This is a genomic window from Roseateles aquatilis (assembly GCF_002205645.1).
Classification (GTDB): Bacteria; Pseudomonadota; Gammaproteobacteria; order Burkholderiales; family Burkholderiaceae_C; genus Roseateles; species Roseateles aquatilis.
In genome coordinates, this window is the sequence record NZ_NIOF01000012.1 from 66,489 (window position 1) to 87,612 (window position 21,124).

The 21,124-nt window shown below is 71.1% G+C and carries 21 protein-coding genes and 1 riboswitch; of the genes, 17 read left to right on the forward strand and 4 right to left on the reverse strand.

Going from position 1 to position 21,124, the window contains the following annotated elements; translation table 11 throughout:
* Window positions 1-21 precede the first annotated feature (21 nt).
* Window positions 22-1,002: a LysR family transcriptional regulator gene (locus CDN99_RS21580; RefSeq protein WP_088386975.1), complete on the reverse strand. Its 981-nt coding sequence runs from the start codon at window positions 1,000-1,002 to the stop codon at window positions 22-24.
* Between the two features lie 141 nt (window positions 1,003-1,143).
* Here CDN99_RS21580 and CDN99_RS21585 point away from each other — a divergent pair, with 141 nt between their 5' ends.
* From CDN99_RS21585 to CDN99_RS21650, 14 genes are all read left to right on the forward strand, one after another.
* The gene (locus CDN99_RS21585; protein WP_375134457.1) at window positions 1,144-1,707 is read left to right on the forward strand and encodes a (R)-mandelonitrile lyase; all 564 of its coding nucleotides are present in this window, start codon (window positions 1,144-1,146) and stop codon (window positions 1,705-1,707) included.
* A gap of 141 nt (window positions 1,708-1,848) precedes the next feature.
* Window positions 1,849-2,346, forward strand: a complete 498-nt coding sequence (locus CDN99_RS21590; RefSeq protein WP_088386976.1) for a sigma-70 family RNA polymerase sigma factor — start codon at window positions 1,849-1,851, stop codon at window positions 2,344-2,346.
* A gap of 1 nt (window position 2,347) precedes the next feature.
* Window positions 2,348-3,316, forward strand: a complete 969-nt coding sequence (locus CDN99_RS21595) for a FecR domain-containing protein (protein ID WP_088386977.1) — start codon at window positions 2,348-2,350, stop codon at window positions 3,314-3,316.
* Window positions 3,317-3,376: 60 nt separating this feature from the next.
* Window positions 3,377-5,824 (forward strand): TonB-dependent siderophore receptor, encoded by a 2,448-nt coding sequence (locus CDN99_RS21600; RefSeq protein WP_088386978.1) that lies wholly within the window; start codon window positions 3,377-3,379, stop codon window positions 5,822-5,824.
* A gap of 280 nt (window positions 5,825-6,104) precedes the next feature.
* Window positions 6,105-6,671, forward strand: a complete 567-nt coding sequence (locus CDN99_RS21605; RefSeq protein WP_141100908.1) for a Fur family transcriptional regulator — start codon at window positions 6,105-6,107, stop codon at window positions 6,669-6,671.
* Window positions 6,672-6,678: 7 nt separating this feature from the next.
* Window positions 6,679-7,470 carry an energy transducer TonB gene (locus CDN99_RS21610; protein ID WP_088386980.1) on the forward strand — a complete coding sequence of 264 codons (792 nt, stop codon included), beginning with the start codon at window positions 6,679-6,681 and terminating at the stop codon, window positions 7,468-7,470.
* Window positions 7,467-8,210, forward strand: coding sequence for a MotA/TolQ/ExbB proton channel family protein (locus CDN99_RS21615; RefSeq protein ID WP_310732490.1), 744 nt, complete (start codon window positions 7,467-7,469; stop codon window positions 8,208-8,210). The genes CDN99_RS21610 and CDN99_RS21615 overlap by 4 nt, the downstream gene beginning before the upstream one ends.
* Window positions 8,211-8,223: 13 nt before the next feature.
* Window positions 8,224-8,643 (forward strand): ExbD/TolR family protein, encoded by a 420-nt coding sequence (locus tag CDN99_RS21620; protein WP_088386981.1) that lies wholly within the window; start codon window positions 8,224-8,226, stop codon window positions 8,641-8,643.
* 149 nt (window positions 8,644-8,792) lie between these two features.
* Window positions 8,793-11,096 (forward strand): TonB-dependent receptor, encoded by a 2,304-nt coding sequence (locus tag CDN99_RS21625; protein ID WP_088386982.1) that lies wholly within the window; start codon window positions 8,793-8,795, stop codon window positions 11,094-11,096.
* Between the two features lie 103 nt (window positions 11,097-11,199).
* Window positions 11,200-11,886, forward strand: coding sequence for a Fe2+-dependent dioxygenase (locus tag CDN99_RS21630; RefSeq protein WP_088386983.1), 687 nt, complete (start codon window positions 11,200-11,202; stop codon window positions 11,884-11,886).
* A gap of 98 nt (window positions 11,887-11,984) precedes the next feature.
* Complete coding sequence (locus CDN99_RS21635; RefSeq protein ID WP_088386984.1) at window positions 11,985-12,305, forward strand: PepSY domain-containing protein; 321 nt, start codon at window positions 11,985-11,987, stop codon at window positions 12,303-12,305.
* On the forward strand, window positions 12,305-12,871 hold the full coding sequence (locus tag CDN99_RS21640; RefSeq protein WP_088386985.1) for a cytochrome b/b6 domain-containing protein: 567 nt from the start codon (window positions 12,305-12,307) through the stop codon (window positions 12,869-12,871). Before CDN99_RS21635 ends, CDN99_RS21640 begins: the two co-directional genes overlap by 1 nt.
* A 274-nt stretch (window positions 12,872-13,145) precedes the next feature.
* Entirely contained in the window at window positions 13,146-14,219 is a 1,074-nt protein-coding gene (locus CDN99_RS21645; RefSeq protein ID WP_088386986.1) for a glycosyltransferase family 4 protein, read from the forward strand.
* A complete protein-coding gene (locus CDN99_RS21650) occupies window positions 14,212-15,186 on the forward strand; it encodes a glucosamine inositolphosphorylceramide transferase family protein (RefSeq protein WP_193531741.1) in 975 nt (324 codons plus the stop codon). The genes CDN99_RS21645 and CDN99_RS21650 overlap by 8 nt, the downstream gene beginning before the upstream one ends.
* Here the strand turns inward: CDN99_RS21650 and CDN99_RS21655 are convergent.
* Entirely contained in the window at window positions 15,183-16,400 is a 1,218-nt protein-coding gene (locus CDN99_RS21655; RefSeq protein WP_088387061.1) for a GAF domain-containing sensor histidine kinase, read from the reverse strand. The genes CDN99_RS21650 and CDN99_RS21655 overlap by 4 nt on opposite strands.
* A gap of 355 nt (window positions 16,401-16,755) precedes the next feature.
* On the opposite strand from CDN99_RS21655, the gene CDN99_RS21660 reads away from it, so the two are divergent.
* Entirely contained in the window at window positions 16,756-16,986 is a 231-nt protein-coding gene (locus CDN99_RS21660) for a hypothetical protein (protein WP_088386987.1), read from the forward strand.
* 200 nt (window positions 16,987-17,186) lie between these two features.
* Here CDN99_RS21660 and CDN99_RS21665 read toward each other — a convergent pair whose 3' ends face one another.
* The gene (locus tag CDN99_RS21665; protein ID WP_088386988.1) at window positions 17,187-19,082 is read right to left on the reverse strand and encodes a PAS domain-containing hybrid sensor histidine kinase/response regulator; all 1,896 of its coding nucleotides are present in this window, start codon (window positions 19,080-19,082) and stop codon (window positions 17,187-17,189) included.
* Between the two features lie 163 nt (window positions 19,083-19,245).
* A riboswitch (yybP-ykoY riboswitch) is annotated at window positions 19,246-19,417 on the forward strand.
* 14 nt (window positions 19,418-19,431) lie between these two features.
* Between CDN99_RS21665 and mntP the strand changes: the two genes are divergently transcribed.
* A complete protein-coding gene (gene mntP, locus CDN99_RS21670) occupies window positions 19,432-20,004 on the forward strand; it encodes a manganese efflux pump MntP (RefSeq protein ID WP_088386989.1) in 573 nt (190 codons plus the stop codon).
* Window positions 20,005-20,089: 85 nt separating this feature from the next.
* Window positions 20,090-20,671 carry a CcdC protein domain-containing protein gene (locus CDN99_RS21675; protein WP_088386990.1) on the forward strand — a complete coding sequence of 194 codons (582 nt, stop codon included), beginning with the start codon at window positions 20,090-20,092 and terminating at the stop codon, window positions 20,669-20,671.
* Window positions 20,672-20,683: 12 nt separating this feature from the next.
* Here CDN99_RS21675 and CDN99_RS21680 read toward each other — a convergent pair whose 3' ends face one another.
* Window positions 20,684-21,070, reverse strand: a complete 387-nt coding sequence (locus CDN99_RS21680) for a VOC family protein (protein ID WP_088386991.1) — start codon at window positions 21,068-21,070, stop codon at window positions 20,684-20,686.
* Window positions 21,071-21,124: the final 54 nt, after the last annotated feature.

Below are 21,124 nucleotides of genomic sequence, written 5' to 3' on the forward strand. Positions count from 1 at the left end.
CGGCCGGCGCGCCGGCGAGGCTCAGCCCCGGGCACGCGCCTTCGCGGCCTTGCGTCCCCGCGCTTCCGCCGCGGCCAGTTCCTTGGCGCCGAGCGTGAACTCGGCGCTGTCGGTCAGGCGCGCGATCGCCAGCTCGATGAAGGCTCGCACGCGCGAGGGCTGCGCCGAGCGGCTGCCGTAGTACAGGTGCAGGCTCATGTGATCGGCCATGTGCGGCGTCAGCAGCGGCACCAGCCGGCCCGACCGGATGTGCGCCGCCGCCGTCACGCCGGTCAGCACGCCGATGACCTGGCCGGCCATCACGGCGTCGATCTCCAGGTCCTCGTCGTTGGTGAACAGGGCCGGCACCACCTCGTGATCGACGATCGCGTCGCCGATCTTCAGGTGCCAGGGCACCACCCGCCCGGTCACCGGATGACGGAAGGCGCTGCAGCGATGCTGGCCCAGGTCCTCCAGTCCGGCGGGCGCGCCGTGGCGCTCCAGGTAGGCGGGCGCGGCGCAGATGATCAGCTGCAGCGGGAACAGCCGCCGCGCGACCACGCCCTCCGCCGCCGACGCGCCGATGCGGAAGCCGACGTCGACCCGGTCCTCGACCCAGTTGCCGATGCGGTCGTCCAGCTGGACGTCGGGCTGGATGTCGGGATGCGCCTGGCAGAACTCGTCGAGCAGCGACCAGATCACCGGCCGGAAGGTCGAGCGCGGGCCGATGATGCGCAACGGGCCGGCGATGTCGTCCCGGGCCAGGCGCACGCCCTGCAGCGCCCGTTGCAGCGCGTAGGTCGGCGGACGCACGGCATCGAGCAGCTGCTGCCCCTCCGCCGTCAGCGCCATGTTGCGCGTCGTGCGATGGAACAGCCGCACGCCCAGGTGCTGCTCCAGTTGCGCCAGCGCCTGGCTGGCGGCCTGCGGCGTGACGCCTTGCGTCGCGGCGGCCTTGCGCAGGCTGCCCTGCTCGGCGGTCTGGATGAAGATTCCGATGGCGCGGAGTTCGTTGATCGGCATGGCGCGGGATCTTATCCCCGCGGCCCTGCTTCATTGGCAACTCCAGCTTGTCAATCCTTCAATGATCCAGGGGCTAGTGGCTTGTCAATCGGCTGCCTACATTGAAGCCGTGCATCGCATCGTTTCATCGAAGGACACCCCATGGTCATGAAGACTCGCGGCGACGCCGCTCAAGCCGCCACGCGGCACGCGCTGGGCGCGTTGCTCGTCACCGGCGCGGCCGCCGGCGCCGCGCCGGCGGAGGTCGAGGCGGCGCCGAGTCCCGGCGCGCCGGCGATCTCGACGACGGTCGCCAACCTCACCCGCCCGCACGAGCGCGCCGCGTTCGACGGGCCGGCGGACTACTTCACCGGTCGGGTGCGCGTCGAGATGCTGCTCACGGCCCACGCGCCGGCGCGCGCCTCGGGCGCCTCGGTGACCTTCCAGCCCGGCGCTCGCACCGCCTGGCACACGCACCCGCTCGGGCAGACGCTGATCGTCACCGCAGGCGTCGGCCTGGTGCAGTTCCAGGACGGCCCCATCCGCGAGATGCGCGTCGGCGACGTCGTCTGGATCCCGCCTAGCGTGAAGCACTGGCACGGCGCGTCGCCCGGCGCGGCGATGACCCACATCGCCATCGCTGAGGAAGTGGCCGGCAGCCCGGTCACCTGGCTGGAGCAGGTCAGCGACGCGCAGTACGCGGGCCCCGCGCAAGCCTTGCCCTGACCCAGGCCCTCGGCGTCCGGCGGGATCGCCGCATGGCCGTCTGACGCCCACCCCGGATTGGCCCGATGGCGCGCTCCAATGCAAATTGTTATCATTTGCGCCTTTCGCCTCCGAGCGCCTGCTCCTCACCCGTCCGGCCCCATGCGATCCGATTCCAGTCAAGCCTTTGGCGCGCTCTATGCCGACCACCATGGTTGGCTGCGCGGCGTGTTGAGCAAGAAGCTGGGCTGCCGCCATCGCGCCGAGGACCTGACCCACGACACCTTCCTGAAGGTGCTCGCGAACAAGGCGATGCAGAGCCTGCAGGAACCGCGCGCCTTCCTGACCACCGTCGCCCACGGGCTGGTGGTGTCGCTGTGGCGTCGGCAGGACCTGGAGCGCGCCTACATCGACGCGCTGCAGGTGCAGGGGCAGACGCTGCACGGCTCGCCCGAGGCGCGCGCCGAGGCGGTCCAGGCGCTGGTCGAGATCGATGAGCTGCTCGACGGCCTGCCGCCCAAGGCGAGCCGCGCCTTCCTGATGGCGCAGCTGGACGGGCTCACCTATGCCGAGATCGCCGAGGAGCTGGGCGTCTCCGACCGCATGGTCAAGAAGTACATGGCGCAGGTGATGGACAAGCTGCTGCGCCGGAGCAACTGACGTGTCGGCCCGCCCCGACGCGCCGCCGGACCCCCTCGCCCGCGCCGCCGAATGGTTCGCCCTGCTGGCCGGCAGCCCCACCCCCGATGATCGCCGCGACTGGCAGCGCTGGATCGACGCCGATCCGTCCCACGCCGCCGCCTGGCAACGCGTCGAGGCCCTGAACGCCCGCCTGCGCCAGCTGGACGAGCAGGTGGACCGCGGCGCGGCGTCGCGCGCGCTGCAGGCGATGCAGACGCGGCGGCCGGCGCGCCGACGCGGGCTCAAGCTGCTCGGCGCGATGGGCGTGCTGGGCGCCACCGGCTGGCTGACGATGCGCACCGAGCCCTGGCAGAACTGGATCGCCGACGCGCACACCGCCACCGGCGAGCGCCGCGATCTGGTGCTGGCCGACGGCACCCGGCTCTGGCTGGACACCGACACCGCCGTGCAGGTCCGCTACGACGAAACCGAGCGCCGCGTGCGCCTGCTGCGCGGCGAGGTGCTGGTGGAAACCGGCCACGACCCCGCCGGACGCCCCTGGCTGCTGGCGCTCGCGGAAGGCGAGCTGCGGCCGATGGGCACGCGCTTCAGCGTCCGGCGCGACGACGGCCAGTGCCGGCTCGCCGTCTTCTCCGGCCGCGTCGACGTACGCCCCACCGCGGCGCCGTCGGGGCGCGTGCTGGCGCCGGGCGAGCTGGTCCGCTTCACCCGCGACGGGCTGGGCGACACGGCCGTCGCCGCGCCCACCCTCGACGCCTGGACGCGCGGCATGCTGGTGGCCGACGGCCTGCCGCTGGCCGCCGTCTGCCGCGAGCTGCGCCGCTACCAGCACGCGGTGATCAGTTGCGCGGACGAGGTCGCATCGCTGCGGGTCGTCGGGGCCTTCCCGCTCGACGCGCCGGAACGGACCTTCGACGCCCTCACCAGGACCTTGCCGGTCCGCGTCACCCGGCCCCTGCCCTGGTGGATCCGCATCGAGCCGGCCTGACCGCGCGGGCCTCGTCCCGCACGGCGTTCCCCTTTTTCGATCTCATGCGGCAAGCATAGGATGGCCCGTTCGCGTTCGATCCTCCGCCTTGCCCGCCGCCCCGCCTGGATGCTCCTGGCGGCGGCCGGCGCCGCGTGGAGCGCCGCGCCGAGCTCGCCGTCGGCCGCCCAGGCGGACACCGCGCGTCCGCGCGCCGGCCTGGACGAACCCCGCGCCTTCGACCTGCCGCCCGGCCCGCTGTCCGCGGCGTTGAGCCAGGTCGCGTCGGACGCGGGCGTGCTGTTCTCGGTCGACCTGCGCCTGATCGGCGACCGCCGCCAGCCCGGCCTGCGCGGACGCCTCACGGCCCGCGAGGCCCTGCGCCAACTGCTGCGGGATTCCGGCCTGGCGCTGGTCCAGGATGGCGCCGTGCTCACGCTGCGCCCCGACGCCACGCCGACCGGATCCACCGAGCACGCGCCGCCTCCGCCGGTCACGCTGCCCGAAGTCCGCATCCGTTCCAGCGCCGGCGGCGACGACACTTACCGCACGCCCAGCGCCCAGCAGGCGACCCGCACCGAGACCCCGCTGCTGGAGCTGCCGCAATCGGTCAGCGTGCTGTCCCGCGACTTCATCCGCGACCAGGCGCCGCAGAGCATGGCCGACCTGCTGCGCTACGCGCCCGGCCTGGGCGCCGCGCAGGGCGAGGGCAACCGCGACACGCCGGTGTTCCGCGGCACGCCATCGACCTCGGACTTCCTGCTGGACGGCCTGCGCGACGACGTCCAGTACTACCGCGACGTCTACAACATCGAGCAGGTCGAGGTGCTGCGCGGCCCCAACGCGATGGCGGTCGGGCACGGCGCCGTCGGCGGCCTGATCAACCGCATCACCAAGCAGCCGCGCTGGCGCGACGAGGACGAGCTCACGCTGGAAACCGGCCGCTGGCGCCACGGCCGCGTCACGCTGGATGCCGATCACCTGCTGGCGCCCACGCTGGCCGCCCGGCTGAACCTGATGACCGAGGACTCCGGCGGCTACCGCGACGGCTTCCACCTGCGGCGCGACGGGGTCAATCCAGTGCTCGCGTGGCGGCCCGCCGCCGCCACGCTGCTGACCGTCGGCTACGAACACTTCCAGGACCGCCGCACCGCCGACCGCGGCATCCCCGCGTGGCAGGGCCGGCCGGTCGACGTCGATCCCGCGCGCTTTTTCGGCAACCCCGACGTCAGCACGACCTGGATCCGCCTGAACGCCCTCACCGCCCAGTTGGACGCCGAACTCCAGCCCGGGCTGTCGCTGCAGCACAAGTTCCGGCTGGCCGACTACGACAAGTTCTTCCAGAACGCCTTCCCGGGCTCGGTCCGGCCCAACGCCTCGACCGGCGCGCTCGAAGTCGCGCTGGTCGCGCACAACAGCCGCATGCGGCGCCAGAACGTCTTTCACCAGACCGACCTGACCTGGACGCGGCAGCTCGCCGGCATCGAGCACCGCTTCCTCGCCGGCGTCGAGATCGGCCATCAGCAAGGCGACAACCGGCGCGAGACCGGCTACTTCGCCACCACGCCCGAGAGCACCTCGTTGTGGGTGCCGCTGACCGACTCCGTCTCGCGCGTCCCGCTGAGCTTCCGCCGCCGCGCCACCGATCCGGACAACGCGAGCGAGGTGCATGTCGTGGCGGCCTACTGGCAGGACCAACTGCGCCTGTCGCCGCGATGGCAGGCGACGGTGGGGTTGCGGCACGACCGGATCCGCGTCGATGTCGACGACCACCAGCTCGGCCAGCGCCTGCGCAGCCAGGATCGGCTGTGGTCGCCGCGGATCGGCCTGTTGCACCAGCCGACGGCGGCGCTGTCGATCTACGCGAACTACAGCCTGGGCTACGCGCTGCGCGCCGGTGACCAGCTCAACGTGCTGAGCCCCGGCACGCAGAGCCTGTCCCCCGAGCGCTTCCAGAACTGGGAAGGCGGCGTGAAGTGGGCGCCGTCGACGGGGCTGGACCTGAGCGCGGCGCTGTACCAGCTCGACCGGCAGAACGTCGCCGTCGCCGACCCGTCGGCGCCGACGCAGGCGCTGCTGCTGGTCGACGGGCAGCGCACGCGTGGCCTGGAGCTCGGCGCCGCCGGCCGGGTCGGCGCGGGCTGGCAGGTGATGGCCGCGTACACGCTGCAGCGCAGCCGCGTGCGGGCGTCGCTGTCGCCGCTGGCGCCGGCCGGCGCGACGATGCCGCACGTGCCGCGCCACAACCTGTCGATCTGGAGCCGCTGGACGCTGACGCCGCAATGGTCCGCGGGCCTGGGCGTCCAGGCCCGCAGCAGCCAGTTCACCAGCACCGACGACACCGTCCGCCTGCCCGGCCACGCGCGCCTGGACGCCGCGCTGTACTACGCCCCGGCGCCGGCCTGGCGCTGGCAGCTCAACGTCGAGAACCTGCTGGACAGGCGCTACTACGCCTTCGCGCACAGCAACAACAACATCACGCCGGGCTCGCCGCTGGGCGTTCGGCTGGGACTGCAGTTGAAGTTCTGACGGGCCCCGCGGCAGTCCCGCCCGCCCGCCCGCCCGCCCGCCGACGACGCACGCACGCACGGGCACAGGCCCGTGCCCACGGTCGTGCCGCCGACACGGCCGCACCCACCCGGGTTGGCATCGATCGATGCGCGGGACTCGATGGCCACCAGCGACGAAAAAAAGTGGAGGGCCGCGGTTCCCCTTTTCGGGACCTCGCGCGGCATGGAAGGGAAAGCAGCTTCGAGCCGGCCACGCCGCCCGGAGCCCCTCCCTTCCGCCCCAGCCCGTCGAGTCCGCCGTGCCTCACCTGTCATCGCCTTCCCGGTTCGTCCGCGGCGCCTTCGCGTCGCCGGAGCTCGCCGCCGTCGACGCCCTCGACGGCGGCGACGGCGCCGCCGTGCTGCGCCGCTTCGGCGTGAAGCCGACGGCGATGCGCGTGCAGGTCTACGAGGTGCTGCGCGCCCACGCCCCCGGCGACCGGCTCATGACGCCGGACGAGATCTACAGCGAGATCCGCCGCGACGGCGGCTCGATCGGCCTGCCGTCGATCTACAACGTGCTGTCGCTGCTGGCCGACGTGAGCCTGATCGAGCGCTACCGGCTCGGCGAGGGCCCGGCGCTGTTCAGCGCCCGCCGCGCCGAGCGCCTGGGCGCGCTGCTGGTGTGCGGCGGCTGCGGCCAGGTCAGCGGACGCCGCTCCGCCGCGCTGGAGGCGCAGATCCGCGCGCTGGCCGGGGAGCAAGGTTTCACCCTGGCCGAAACCACCGTCGTGCTGCGCGGCCTGTGCAACGCCTGCGCCTGCGGCGCGAGCCCCGCCGGTCCCGCGCACGTCGCCCGCCGCGGCACGCCCGGCCGGCTTTCCTGATCCCGACATGTCCAGCTCCCTCCCCTCTCCGGCCGTCGCGGCGGCGCCCACCGGCTCGACCGCCGACGCTGGCGCCGGCACCACCGCCAGCACGGCCGGCCCGAACGGCTCGGGCAGTCCGGCCGTCTCGGCCGCGCGACGGCCGCCCGCCTCGCGCGACGCGCTGTCCCCGGCGCAATGGCGCGGCGTGGTCGTCGGCACCGTCGGCGCGCACCTGCTCGCCGGCTGGGGTCTGATGCAGATCGACGCCGTGCGCCAGTCCGTGGCCGAGGCGCTGCCGATCTTCGTCAGCATCGAGGCCCCGCCCGCCGCGCCCAAGCCGCCGCCACCTCCTCCGCCGCCCGCGCCCAGGACGCCGCCGCCCAAGGTCCCGCTGATCGCGGCCGCGCAGACGCAGCCGTCCCCGGCGCCCACCTTCGTGGCCGAGCCCGTGCCGCCGCCGCCCGTGCTCGCCCCACCGGCCGCGCCCACGCCGCCCGCCCCGCCGGCGCCCCCGGCGCCGCCCGCGCCGCCCAGGACCATCCCGGCCTCCGCCGTGCAGTACCTGGTGCCGCCGCAGCTGGAGTACCCGCGCGCCTCGCGCCGCCTGCGCGAGACCGGCAAGGCGATGGTGCGCGTCTACATCGACGAAGCCGGCCTGCCGCAGTCCGTGCAGGTCAGCCGCTCCACCGGCTTCCCGCTGCTGGACGAGGCCGCCGTCAACGCGGTGCGCAAGGCGCGCTTCCGCCCCTACACCGAGAACGGCCAGCCGACGGCGGGCTGGGCCTTCATCCCCTTGAGCTTCGATCTGGAGAATTGACCGTGAACAATGACGCCTCCCTCGGCTTCGGCCACTTCATCGCGCAGAGCGATGCGGTCGGCAAGACGCTGCTGGTGATCCTCGTGCTGATGTCGGTGGCCTCGTGGTCCATCATCCTCATCAAGGGCATCGTGCTGCAACTGAGCAAGCGCCGCAGCACGCGCTTCCTGGACTTCTTCTGGAACGCGACCTCGCTGGACGCCGTCGCCCACGAGATCGCCACCCACGGCGCGCGCGATCCCTTCTCCCACCTGGCCAGCCATGCGATGCACGCGCAGGCCCACCACGCGCGCTACGGCGCCGCCAAGCTGGAGGAGGCCGGCAGCGCCGGCGACTTCGTCACCCGCACCATCAAGAAGGTCCTGGACGAGGAAACCACGCGCCTGGAAAACGGCCTGACCGTGCTGGCCACGGTCGGCGCGACGGCGCCCTTCGTCGGCCTGTTCGGCACCGTCTGGGGCGTGTACCACGCGCTGGTGGCGATCGGCATGAGCGGCGCCGGCACGCTGGACAAGGTCGCCGGCCCGGTGGGCGAGGCGCTGATCATGACCGGCGTCGGCCTGGCCGTCGCGATCCCCGCGGTGGTGGCCTACAACTGGCTGACGCGCGCCAATCGCGTGATCCTGTCGCGCCTGGACGCCTTCGCCTACGAGATCCACACCTTCGTGGCGATGGGCCAGCCGCTGGCCGCCGCGAGCACGCCGGCCCAGCCGGTGGCGCTCAAGGCCGCCCGCGCCTGACGGGAGCACACGCATGGCCTTCGCCAGCTTCGACTCCCGGCGCGGCAACGCGCCCACCGCCGAGATCAACATGGTGCCGCTCATCGACGTGATGCTGGTGCTGCTGGTGATCTTCATCGTCACCGCGCCGCTGCTGACCAATGCGGTCAAGCTGCAGCTGCCCAAGGTGGACGCCGCCGCCAACGTCGCCAAGGCGGACAAGATCGAATTCGCGATCGACGCCCACGGCCAGATGTTCTGGAACGGCGAGCCCGTCGACCGCGCCGAGGCGCGCCGCCGCTTCGCCGAGGCCGGCCGCCAGGATCCGCAGCCCGAGGTGCACCTGCGCGCCGACCAGGACACCGCCTATCGCCACGTCGCGCAGGTCCTGGGCGACGCCTCCGGCGCCGGCCTGTCCAAGGTCGGCTTCGTCAGCGAGCCGGAAGCCCCCTGACCGCCCCCCTGACCGCCCGACTCCCATCCGATGACCCACGCCGGCGGCCCGCCCCGCCGGCGCCGGACCCACGCTCCGCCAGCCAGTGCCGCCCCGCGTGCCAGCCAGCCTCCGTCCATCACAACGATTCAGAACTCACGGAGAAACTCATGTCCAAGAAGAACGATCGCCCCCGCGACGCCGCGCCCGCGGTGCTGCCGCTGGGCGCCCTGGCCGCCGGTTTCGGCGTCATGCTGGCGGCCGGCTCGGCCGTGGCCCAGTCGCAGGCGCCCAAGGTGCCGACCCCGCCGCCCGCGCCCGCCTCCGCGCCGGCCGAGGCCACGTTGCCCGAAGTGAAGGTGAAGGCCGCCGCCGAGGAAACCGCCAAGGAATCGCTGCAGACCACCAAGACCACGATCGGCAAGGGCAAGCAGGACATCCGTGACATTCCGCAGTCGATCACGGTGATGACCGAGAAGCTGATCGACGACGTCAAGCTCGACACGCTGAAGCAGGCGCTGCACTACACCGCCGGCATCACCTTCGCGGCGACCGAGAACGGCACCGACCAGGACATCCGCATGCGCGGCTTCCCGGTTGCCACCACCGGCGACCTGCTGATCGACGGCATGAAAGATCCGTCCCAGTACGACCGCGACAGCTTCAACTACGACCGCATCGAAGTCATGCGCGGCGCGGCCTCGATGCTGTTCGGCCGCGGCTCCACCGGCGGCGTGATCAACCAGGTCACCAAGAAGCCGGTGCTGGCCGACCTCAACGAGGTCATCACCACCGCCGGCACCGGCGAGAACCTGCGCTTCACCGGTGACTTCAACAAGCGCATCGGCGAGGACACGGCCATCCGCGTCAACGTGATGGGCCAGACCGCCGACAACCACGGCGCCCGCATCGACAAGCAGGGCGTGGCGCCCACCATCACCTGGGGCATCGGCGGCACCGACGAGTTCACGCTCGGCGCGTTCTACCTGAACGTCAACAACGTCCCGATGTCCAGCCTGCGTTACCTGGCCGGCAGCGTCGCCGCCGGCATCCCGGCCAAAAACTTCTACGGCACCAGCAGCGACTACCTGCGCGGCGAGGCGGCCTACCTCTCCGGCATCTGGACGCACCGCTTCGCGGATGGCGGCGAGCTGCGCACGCAGTTCCGCACCGGCAACTACAAGCGCGACAGCTGGGGCACCACCGGCGCCTACTGCTCGCTGGCGCTGACCGCCGCGGCCACCTGCCCGAACCCGTCCCCCGCGGTGACCGCCGTCACCGACGGCACGGTCATGGCCCGCCTGGGCCTGTCGCCGCGCAAAGACGACATCGACGGCAGCTACGTCCAGAGCGACTACAGCAACAAGTTCAACTGGTTCGGCATGCGCCACGACGTGCTGACTGGCGTCGACGCCTCCAGGGAATCGGCCGACCGCTTCACCGCCTACGGCACCGTCGGCACCAACTACGCCAAGGGCGGCACGACGGTGGGCACGCCCAACGACGGCCGCGTCACGCCGGCCCTGCCGACCTACCGCAAGACCACCGACTACGCCGGCCGCGCCTTCGGCGTGTACGCGCAGGACCTGATCTCGCTGACCGACCAGTGGAAGCTGCTGGCCGGCCTGCGCTACGACAAGGTCAAGGCGACGATGCACACGCTGACCTATGCCAACAACACGACCGCCACGACGCCCAGCGGCTCCACCGAATCGCGGCTGTCCTACCCCGGCCTGTGGAGCCGCCGCTTCGGCGTGCTGTACCAGCCGACGCCGTCGCAGTCGTACCACGTGTCCTACGGCACCTCGTTCAACACCTCGGCCGACACCTACCAGTACACGACGCAGCAACAGGCGGACGTGGGCCCGGAGAAGAGCCGCAACATCGAGGTCGGCGCCAAGCTGGACTGGCTGAACGGCGCACTGTCCACCCGCGGCGCCCTGTTCCGCACCGAGAAGTACAACGAACGCACCACCGATTCCGACTTCGCGACGCAATTCCCGGTGCTCTCCGGCAAGCGGCATTCGCAGGGCGCGGAGTTCGACGTGATCGGCCGCGTCACCGACGCGGTGGAGGTCTACCTCTCGTACTCCTGGATTCATCGCGCGTGGATCGACAAGGTCGGCACCGCCGTGACGCTGACGACCCGCGAGGTCGGCCTGAGCCCCAAGCACACCGGTGCCGTGTGGCTGAGCTACCAGGTGCTGCCGAAGTGGCGCGTCGCGGGCGGCGCGCGCGGCGCGTCGACCAACCGTCCGCTGCAGGGCGGCACGGCGGCGGCGTCGCTGACGGCGCGCGCGCCGGGTTACGTCGCCTACGACGCGATGGTGGAATACACCATCAACCAGGACATGTATGTCCAGCTGAACGCCAACAACCTGACCGACAAGGTCTATGGCGACCAGCTCTACCCGGGCTTCTACACGCCGGGTGAAGCGCGATCGGTGAAGGCCACGCTGGGCCTGCGCTTCTGATCGTCCGCGGTCGGCCGCGCGGTGACGCCGCGTGGCCGACCGCGTGGTCCCGTCATCGGCCGCAAGGTCCCCGGCGCTTCGGCGCCTTCGAGGTTTCCGCACCATGCTCCTGCACGTCCGCAACGTCCTCACGCCCGACGAGCTCCGGCAAGCCCGCGAGATCCTGGCCAGCGCACCCTGGGCCGACGGCCGCATGACCGCCGGCTCGCAATCGGCGCAGGCCAAGAACAACACCCAGTTGCCCGAGACCTGCGACGCGACGCTGCGGTTGCAGAAGCTGGTGCTGGACGGCCTGGCGCGGCACCAGTTGTTCTTCTCGGCGGCGCTGCCCAAGCAGATCTCGCCACCGCTGTTCAACCGCTACGGCGGCCAGGCCAACAGCTTCGGCAACCATGTCGACAGCGCCGTGCGCTACCTGCGCGACGGCACCGGGCGCGTGCGCACCGACATCTCCTGCACCGTCTTCTTCGCCAATCCCGACGAGTACGACGGCGGCGAGCTGATGGTCGAGGACACCTTCGGCCAGCACCGCGTCAAGCTGCCCGCCGGCGACATGGTCCTGTACCCCGGCCACAGCGTGCACCGCGTCGAGCCGGTCACGCGCGGTTTCCGCCTGGCCAGCTATTTCTGGATCCACAGCATGGTGCGCGGCGACGACCAGCGCCGCCTGCTGTTCGACATGGACCAGCACCTGATGAGCCTGCGCACCCGCAACGGCGAGTCCGACCCGGCCGTCATCGGCCTGACGGCGACGTATCACAACCTGCTGCGCATGTGGCTGGAGTTCTGAGCAGCGCCGCCCTCGTCCGCATCGGCATCGCAACGCGCACCACGCCGCGGACCGCACCGAAGACCCCACCGAAGACCGCTTCGAAGAAAGGAATCCCCATGACGTCGACCCACCGCCTCCTGTCGCTGCTCGTGCTGAGCGCGGCCTCCTTCGCCGCGTCGGCCCACGGCGACGTCGCCTGCCCGAACGAGCCCAAGGCCGAATGGCGCCCGCAGATGGAGCTGCAACGCAAGCTCGTCGACCAGGGCTGGCGCGTGCGCCAAGTGAAGACCTTCGCCACCTGCTACGAGGTCTACGGCTTCGACAACAAGGGGGAACGCGTCGAGGCCTTCTTCAACCCCAAGACCTTCGAGCGCATCGAGCCGCGCGCCGAGTCGTCGGCGCCGGCCGCGACCGCCTCTCAGCCCGCGAAGAAGTAATGCCCGGCACGGCCCCCCGCCGCGCCGCGATCCCGGTCTGGGATCCGCTGGTGCGCGTGCTGCATGTGTCGCTGGCGGCCAGCGTCATCGCGGCCTGGGTGACCGGCCACTGGTTCCACCCGCTGCACCACGCGCTGGGCTACATCGCCGCCGCCATCGTGGCCGCGCGCGCGCTCTGGGGTTTCGCCGGCTCGCCGCACGCGCGCTTCGCCGCCTTCGTCCGCGGTCCCGCGGCGACCTGGCGCTACGCGCGGCTGCTGATCGGCGGACGCGAGCCGCATCACCTCGGTCACAACCCGCTCGGCGGCTGGATGATCGTCGCGCTGCTGGGCACCGTGGCGCTCACCAGCTTCACGGGCTTTCTTTACACGACCGACCTGTTCTGGGGCTACGGCTGGCTGGAGGCCACGCACGCCGCGCTGGCCTGGCTGCTCGCGACGCTGGTCGCGGGACACTTGCTCGGGGTCGTCGTCATGTCGCTGCGGGAGCAGCAAAACCTGGCGCTCGCCATGGTCACCGGCAAGAAGCGCGCCGACCGCGCCAGCCCCGAGGCGCGGCAGCGCTGAGACCCCTCCGCGCCGCGGTCTCGCGGCGCCGTTTCGCATCCGTCGGTTCCCCCTGCGCCTGCGCCCGCCCCTGGCCCGACGGGCGATCTGCGGATCTGCAAAAACCGTCCCACGTTACACGCAAGAAACCTTCCAGCAACATAAGCAGGCGCTTCTATCACTTTCTGGAAAATCCAAAACAGGGGAAATTTCCCCCCTCGTCCGAGGGGACGTTTCCCAATGTTTCTGTTTGTTAAGCGTAGACTGCGCCGGTTTTATCAATACGGTCAGTTCCATGCGTGCGCTTTCGATCGTTCATGTGGTCTTCTCTTCTCGTATCGCCGGCGGTGAGCATCACTGCGTGGACCTGGCGAATGCGCAGGCGGCGCTCGGTCACACCGTGCACGTCATCGCGCCCGCCAAGTCGGCGGTGCAGGGGGTGCTGAATCCCAACGTCCAATTCCACGGCCTGGCCCTGCCGCTGATGCGCGGGCTGCGCGTGCGCCGCTTGGCGCAGCGGCTGCAGGCGGACGTGGTGCACGGCCACCTGGGCCCCGCCTGCAAGGCCGTCTCCTGGGTCGCCGACGCGGCGCGCCTGGGCACGCTGCATGTGGGGTTCAAGGCGCATCAGCATGCGCGGCTGGACGGCCTGGTGTGCGTGAACTCGCGGCAGGTCGGCGACCTCAAGGACTTCGACGGCCTGCACCGCGTGATCCACAATTGGGCCCCGGACCGCCGCGAAGGCACGGGCGAGCGCACCCAGCGCGTGGGCACGCTGCGCCAGGAACTGGGCATCCCCGTTCTTGCGCCGGTGATCGGCTGCGTCGGCCGCCTGCACGAGACCAAGGGCATGCACCGCCTGATCGAAGCGTTCCGCCAGCAGGCGCCCGCCGACGCCCACCTGGTGCTGATCGGCGAAGGCCCGCAGCGCGCCGAACTGGAAGCGCAGTGCGAGGGCGAGGACCGCATCCACCTGATCGGCTTCCGCTGGAACGTCGACGAGCTGCTGGCCGAGATGGACCTGTACGTGTCGTCGTCGCTGGAAGAGGCCTTCCCGCTGGCGATCCTGGAAGCCATGCGCGCCGGCCTGCCGATCGTGGCCACCGCCACCATCGGCGCCCGCGAGATGCTGCAGGACGAGCAAGCCACGATCGTGCCGCTGGACGACATCCAGGCGCTGGGCCAGGGCATCGCGGACGCCCTGCGGGCGCGCGCTCGGACGGGTCGGGCACCGATCGCCTACGCGATGGAGCGCTTCGACCGCGGCGCGGCCGTGCAGTCCACGCTGGGGCTGTACCGCGAGGTGCTCGCGCGCCTGCCGGTGGTGGCGTCGGACCTGGCGTTCTCGCCTGAAGAAGTCCGTGGTTAAACGTCCCAAGTCGGACTTCTGGACGGTGGGGGTCGTGCCGGAGCGCATCGACCGCCTGACGCCGGAACGTCTGCAGGCGCTGCGCGACCGGATCGTCTGGATGCCGGCGGCGGACCCCTGGTGCTACTACGCCGACCCCTTCGCGCTGCAGGAGGGCGCCTCGCTCTGCGTGTTCGTCGAGGCCTTCGACTACCGCTCCAAACGCGCCGATCTGCGGCGCCTCAACCTGGACCTGGAAACCGGCTCGTGGAGCGCGCCGGCCGTGGTCCTGCGTCGTCCGTTCCACCTGTCCTATCCGTTCGTCTTCGAGCATGACGGGCATGCGTGGATGGTGCCGGAGACCAGCCAGGCCGGCGAGGTCGCGCTCTACCGCGCGACCGACGGCCTGGACCGCTGGGAGCGCGTCGGCCCGCTGCTGACCGGCGTGCCGGCGGTGGACGCCTCGGTGCTGTGCCACGACGGCACCTGGTGGATGTTCTATTCGATCATCGGCCCGAACAAACGCGATCAGCGGGAATTGCACGTGGCCCATGCCGACGCGCTGCAAGGCCCGTGGACGCCCCACGGCGCCAACCCCGTGCGCGCCGCGCTGGACGGCGCCCGGCCGGCGGGCACGCCCTTCGTTTCGGCGGAAGGCTTCGTGGTCCAGCCGGTGCAGGACAGCCGCGCCGGTTACGGCGGCGCGACGCGCTGGGTCGTGTTCGATCAGTTGTCGCGCGAGGCCGTGTCGGCGCGCCTGATGACGCCCACCTTCACCGGCGACCTCGCCCATCCCGACTTCACCGAGGGCCTGCACACGATGTCGGCCTGCGGCGAGTTCACGCTGATCGACGTCAAGCGTGTGGACCGCTCGCGCCAGCGCCAATGGCTCGATTGGAAACGCCGGGTGCGCCGCTGGTTGCAGCCCGGCGGTCCGACCATGGCGACCACGGCCGACGCGCCCGGCGCCCGCTCGCTCGCCGACTAAGCCGGCCCCGCCAGCGGCAGTGCCGCCACGAAGCGCGTGCCGTCGGCGACGCTGGAGCTCACCGCGATCGTCCCGCCGTGGCCCCGCGCCACCTGGGCGCAAATGAACAGGCCCAGCCCCAGTCCGTTGCGACTGCCGCTCATCCGTCCCTGGGAATAGGCCTCGAACATGCGCGGCAGGAAGGCCGGATCGATGGCCTCGCCCTGGTTGGTCACGGCGATCCGCAGCAGGTCGCCGTCCACGTCGGCGTTCAACTCGACGGGACTCGTGGCGTCGCCGTGGAACAGCGCGTTCGCCAGCAGGTTGGACACCAATTGCTCGACGCGCGACTTGTCGCAGCGCACGGCCTGATCGATGCGGATGCGGGCCTCGACACGGCGATCGGGATAGATCGAGCGGAGCTCCGCGACGACATGGTCCAGCGCTTCGTCCAGGCCCTCCTCCCACCGCAGGTCCAGGCCGAAACCGCCGCCCAGCCGGCCGCGCGCGAAGTCGACCACGTCGTCCACCAGCAGGCTCATGCGACGCACGCTGCCCGCCATGCGGTTCGCGATCCTGCCGACGATGTCGGGGTCGTTGGGCACGCGCTGGAGCACCGTCACGCCCGCCTGCATGCCGGCCAGCGGATTGCGCAGGTCGTGGCCCATGATGGCGATGAACTGCTCCCGCAGCGCGCTGTTGGCGCGCTCCACGCCGAGGACGGCCGCGTCCTCCTTCGCCCGGCGGTGGTTCTCGAGCTGCAGCGCGATCAAGCGCGCGAACAGGCTGAACATGTTGACGATGCGTGCCTCCGACATGCGGGCCGGCCGGCGGTCCAGCGCGCAGAGGTTGCCGAAGTACATGCCGTCGCTCAGGACGATGGGCACCGAGATGTAGCTCTCGATGCCAAACAGCCGCGGCGTGTGGTGGTTGGCGTAGACCGGATCCAGGCTGGCCTGGTCGATCACGATGACCTGGCGGGACTGGCGCACTTCCTTGCACAACGTCGAGTGGATGTCGAGCTGCTCCCCCGGCTTCAGGCCGAACGAGATGGCATCCCGCACCGCCATCGCGGTCCAGGTGGTCTCGGTCACACGCGCGATCGCGGCGAAACCGACGCCCGCGGTCTCGCAGACCACCTCGAGCAAGGCTGTCACGATGTCCAGCGACTCGATGTCGCGGAGATCCTGGACGGGATTGAAGGCGGGCTGTTGTGCTGGGTCTGGATCCGTCATGCGCACCTGGGGCTCCGGGCCCGGCGAATGGGTCACGGCGACGCGCCGCGGGCGCCCCATCGGGAGCGCTCCCCGGCATCGTCGCGGGTTGAATGGCTTTGAAGCCGACAGGGTACTGCGTTCCGGCGCCGATTCCGCCGCATCGGGTGTCCCGTTTGCCCCACGCCTCTTGAATCAAGAAGGCATGGGCCATGCCCAGCCGGTACTATCCACCGATGGACCCGTGAGGTTGTCACCTCGAAGTCTTCGCGTTGTTGCCGCCTTGGCGAGGTGGCGATGCCCCGAGTCCTCGCCGTTGATCGCTTAGCGAATCTGGTCGGGCGACATGTCGTCGCTCGAAACGCGAGGAAATGCCATGCTCACCGTGAATACCCCCGAAGTCCTGCGCCACTCGTTGCAAGCGTCCGTCGACGCGCTCTACCGCCGCCGGGCCTGCGACATCGAGGAAAGCCTGATCGAGGACTACGTCAAGCTGGACTGGCTCGAATGGCATGGCGGCGGCCTGCGCCTGACCACCGTCGGCGAGAATATCTGCCGCCAGGAACTGGCCCGCCTGCGCGAGCTCGCGCCCGCCTCCCGGGACTGACCTTCCCGGCGGGCTCACGCGCCACTTCCACGCGTCCTTTCCCACCAGCCCCTTCCGCGAAGCCGCCCATGCCCGGCCTGCCGCCGGGCGTGGCCGGCCGCGCATCCCCCCGGTCCGCCACCGGGCTGGGTCGCTTGCGCCAGCCTGCCATGCCCGGCCTGGCGCCGGTCGTGGCCGTTCAACAGGGGGTCAAGGGGCGATCAACGGGCATAGAGGTGCCGCAGCAGCGTGTCGATGTCCACCGGCTTGACCATGTGGACGTCGAAGCCCGCCTGGCGCGTCGCCTCCCGATCGCTCGGCTGGCCGTAGCCGGTCACGGCGATCAGGCGGACCTGCCCCAGCCCAGGGATGGCTCGCAGTTGCCGGGCCACCTCCAGCCCGCTCGCGCCCGGCAGGCCGAGGTCGAGCAGCACCACCTGCGGCCGGCTGGCGGCGGCGATGGCCAGCGCCTCGGCGGCGCCATGCGCCACCTTCACGTCGTGCCCTTCGATCCGCAGGATCATGACCAGCGACTCGGCCGCGTCGGCGTTGTCGTCGACGACCAGGATGCGCAGCATCTCCGCGTGGGCGCCGTCGGCGCCGGCCGTCGCCGGCGGCGCGCCCGCGCGGGTCGCGAGCGGCAGCGCGACGGTGACCGTGGCGCCCTTGCCCACCCCCGGGCTGATCGCGGCGACGGTACCGCCGTGCAACTCGACGATGCGCTTGACCAGCGTCAGCCCGATGCCCAGCCCGCCTTCCGAGCGGTCCAGTTGCCGCTCGCCCTGCACGAAGGGCTCGAACGCGACCTGGATGAAGTCCTCCGCCATGCCGATGCCGCTGTCGGACACCGACAGCAACGCCAGCCCGTGCGCCGCGTGCAGCGCGACCTCGATCCTGCCGCCGCGCGGCGTGTACTTGGCCGAGTTGGACACCAGATTGACGACCACCTGCGTCAGCCGCGTCGCGTCGCCCTGTGTGGCGAGGCCCTCGGCCGGCAGCCGCAGGATCAGGTCGTGCGCGTGGCTGTCCACCATGGCGCGCACGCCCTCCACCGCGTCGTGCACGACCTTGGCGAGGTCCAGCGGCGCCAGGTCCAACCGGATCTTGCCGGTGCTGACCCGGCTCACGTCCAGCAGGTCCTCGATCAGGCGCGTCACGTGGGACACCTGGCGCGAGGCCACGCCCACGGACCACAGGCCGCGCTCGGTCAGCGCCTCGGCGCGCAGCAGCGACAGCACGTTGGTCAGCGCCGCCAGCGGATTGCGGAGCTCGTGGGACAGCATGGCGATGAATTCGGTGAGGCGCCGCCCCTCGGTCTCCAGGCTGGCGGCGCGGCGCCGGTCGGAGATGTCCTGCACCACCTGCACGAAGCCCTTGACGGTCCCGTCGGGACGCTTGACGGCGGTGGTGGCGACCTGCGCCCAGAAGGTCGAGCCGTCGACGCGGCGCAGCCAGCCTTCCCACACCACGCGCGCCTCCGGCCCCGCGGCGCCGCCGGGCTGCATCGTGGCGATGGCCGCCAGCGCCGGCTCGACCACGGCGCCGACCTCGCGGCCCAGCACGTCCGCCGCCAGATGGCCCAGCAGCCGTTCGCCGCCGGCATTCCAGGTCCGGATGCGGCCCTGCGGGTCGACCAGATAGATCGCCTGGTCGTGCACGCCCTCGACGAGCGAGCGCAGGTTCTCCTCGCGCTCGCGCAGCAGCACTTCCTGGCGCCGCCGCTCGGACAGATCGCGCGTGACCTTCGAGAAGCCGACCAGGCGGCCCGACGCGTCGCGGATGGCGGTGATGACGACGTTGGCCCAGATGCGCTCGCCGTCCTTGCGCAGGCGCCAGCCCTCGTCCTCGAAGCGGCCACGGACGCTGGCCCAGCGCAGTTCCTCCTCGGGCCAGCGGCTCAGGCGCGCTTCCTCGGGATAGAACATCGAGAAGTGCCGGCCGATGGCCTCTTCCGCCGTATAGCCCTTGATGCGCTGCGCGCCCAGGTTCCAGGACGTGATGATGCCGTCCGGATTCAGCTGGAAGATGGCGTAGTCCTGCACGCTGTCCACCAGCCAGCGGAAGGCTTCGCTGTCGCCTCGCGCAAGGAAATCGCCGGTGGCGGGGGGTGTGCTCATGAGGGGGAGATGCCGGCCGTTCCGCGGAGACGCGATCGTAGGGCATTCCACTCGCCCGATCCTGCTCGATTCGAGGGGAAGGCGCGATGTCGGCGCCGCCGGCAAGCCCCTGCTGCCCGCCTGCCTGCTCGCCCGACCGCTTGTCGTCGGGTTAGGATGCCGACCTCTCTTGGGGAGTAGCCGGCTTCCATTCGCATGGAAGCGCCTGCGTCAACACACTTGAGCCTTCTCCGGGCTCATGGCGCAGGTAGCCAGTTCTGGTTGGCGAGACCAACGACGTGCCAGCGCGACTTCGGGTCGGGCAGTGGTGGCATGTCGTTGCGACTCCGCCCGACCCTTGGACGACCTCATGAACTTCATCTCCACAGCCGCACTCGCCATGGCGATGTCCACGGATGCTTTCGCCGCCGCGATCGGCAAGGGCACCGCGCTTCAGAAACCGCGCTGGAGCGAAGCGCTTCGCACCGGCGCGATCTTCGGCGTCATCGAGGCGATCACGCCGCTGGCCGGCTGGGCGCTGGGTCTGGCCGCCGTCAACACCGTCAAGGCCTGGGACCACTGGATCGCCTTCGCGCTGCTGGGCGCGCTGGGCCTGCACATGGTGATCGCCGGCCTGCGGGCGGACCCCGCCGAGAGCGAGGCAGCCAAACCCACCCGCCACAGCTTCGCCAGGCTGGCCCTCACCGGCTTCGCCACCAGCATCGACGCGATGGCGGTGGGCGTGGGCCTGGCCTTCATCGACGTGAACATCGTGCCCGTGGCGGCCGCCATCGGCTTCGCGACCTTCGTGATGGTGACGCTGGGCGTGATGCTCGGCCGCGTCATGGGCGCGGTGGTGGGCAAGCGCGCCGAGATCATCGGCGGCGTGGTGCTCTTCGGTGTCGGCGCCGCGATCCTGTACGAGCATCTCGCGGCGGTTTGACGCGCGCCTGTGTTTCCGGGTTCACGTCCACGACACCTTAAGATCGCGCGCATCACCACCTGCCCCGGCTTTCAGGAGCGCTCACGTGAACATTCCGGCCCCGCAAACGATGCTGATGTCCCTGGGCGTGTCGGCCCTGATCGTGTGGCGCGTCTACAAACGCATCCGCCGCCTGGTCGGGCGGCAGCAGCTGTCGCCGACGCGGCCCTGGTTCACCGTCGTGCTGTTCCCGCTGCTGGTGATGGTGATCGGCATGGCGACACTGCCCCAGCCGCAGAAGACGGCGATGCTGATCGGGGGCGTGCTCGTCGGTGCGGGGCTGGGCCTCTACGGCCACCGGCTGACCCGTTTCGAGATCACGCCGCAAGGCGCGTTCTACACGCCCAACGCGCACCTGGGCATCGCGCTGTCGCTGCTGTTCATCGGTCGCCTCGCCTATCGACTCGCGTCCGTGTACTTGCTGGGCAGCGGCGTGGCCCACCTGTCGGGCGGCATGGCCGACGCGCCGCCGCGTGGCGGCAGCCCGTTCGGCGACCCGAGCTTCCTGCTCAGCGGCTGGACGCTGTTGATCTTCGGCACCTTGGCCGGGTACTACGTCTGCTATGCCATCGGCCTGCTGCGGTGGCGCAGCCGTAACGCCGCCGCGCTGGCGGCGGCCATTGGCTAGCCTTCGACGGCCTTACTCGGGGGCGTGGCAGACCGCCTCGATGTTGTGCCCATCCGGGTCACGCACGAAGGCGCCGTAGTAGTTCGGGTGGTAATACGCCCGAATCCCCGGCCCGCCGTTGTCCGTGCCGCCGGCCGCGAGCGCGGCCTGATGGAAGTCCCGCACCTGCTGCCGCGTCGCGACCCGGAACGCCACGTGGATCGCCGGCCGGTTGGGATCCCCGCGGCTGATCCAGAAATCCGGCTTGGGCGCCTCCCCGAAACCGGCCACGTCGGTGTGTCCGGTCACCGCGGCCGACAGCTCGGCCAGCAGCTCATAGCCGATGGGTGCGAGCGCGTTCACGTAGAACGCCTTGCTCTTCTCGAAATCGCTCACGGTCACGCCGGTGTGGTCAATCATCAGTTGCTCCCGCTCGGGGTAAGGACAGGCCGAGGATCGTAAGCCAGGCGGATG